We start from the raw sequence: 938 nt of genomic DNA, 5'->3' as shown, positions 1-938 counted from the left end.
TGATGACCTCGCCCTTGACGAAGATCTGGCCCTTGCCGTTGCCGGAGGCGACGCCGAGGTCGGCCTCCCGGGCCTCGCCGGGGCCGTTGACGACGCAGCCCATCACCGCGACGCGCAGCGGGACGTCCATGCCGGTCAGGCCGGCGGTGACCTCTTCGGCCAGGGTGTAGACGTCCACCTGGGCACGGCCGCAGGAGGGGCAGGAGACGATCTCCAGGCCGCGCCGGCGGAGGTTGAGCGACTCCAGGATCTGGATGCCGACCTTGACCTCCTCGGCGGGCGGGGCGGACAGGGAGACCCGGATGGTGTCGCCGATGCCCTGGCTGAGCAGCGCGCCGAAGGCGACCGCCGACTTGATCGTGCCCTGGAAGGCGGGGCCGGCCTCCGTGACGCCCAGGTGGAGCGGGTAGTCGCACTCTTCGGCGAGCTGCCGGTACGCCTCGATCATCACGACCGGGTCGTTGTGCTTCACCGAGATCTTGATGTCCCGGAAGTCGTGCTCCTCGAAGAGGGACGCCTCCCACAGCGCGGACTCCACCAGCGCCTCGGGGGTCGCCTTGCCGTACTTCTGCAGCAGACGGCGGTCCAGGGAGCCTGCGTTGACGCCGATGCGGATCGGGGTGCCGTGGTCCTTCGCGGCCCGCGCGATCTCCTTGACCTTGTCGTCGAACTGCTTGATGTTGCCCGGGTTGACACGGACGGCCGCGCAGCCCGCCTCGATGGCGGCGAAGACGTACTTGGGCTGGAAGTGGATGTCCGCGATGACCGGGATCTGCGACTTCCTGGCGATCGTGGCCAGCGCGTCGGCGTCGTCCTGCGTCGGGCAGGCCACCCGCACGATCTGGCAGCCCGACGCGGTCAGTTCCGCGATCTGCTGCAGCGTGGCACCGACATCGGACGTACGCGTCGTGGTCATCGACTGCACCGACACCGGCGCG

Annotated in this window: 1 protein-coding gene; it reads right to left on the bottom strand. The window is 69.5% G+C overall.

Annotation, left to right across the window (positions count from 1 at the left end; translation table 11 throughout):
* Positions 1–938 (bottom strand): flavodoxin-dependent (E)-4-hydroxy-3-methylbut-2-enyl-diphosphate synthase (ispG, locus tag K7G59_RS34365; RefSeq protein ID WP_225840665.1); only part of this gene is annotated, 938 nt, incomplete at both ends.

Origin of the sequence: Streptomyces sp. NK08204 (genome assembly GCF_020400585.1) — a bacterium.
Lineage (GTDB): Bacteria > Actinomycetota > Actinomycetes > Streptomycetales > Streptomycetaceae > Streptomyces.
The sequence above is the reverse complement of the archived record's forward strand: the minus strand, read 5'-3'. Positions and strand labels throughout refer to the sequence as shown.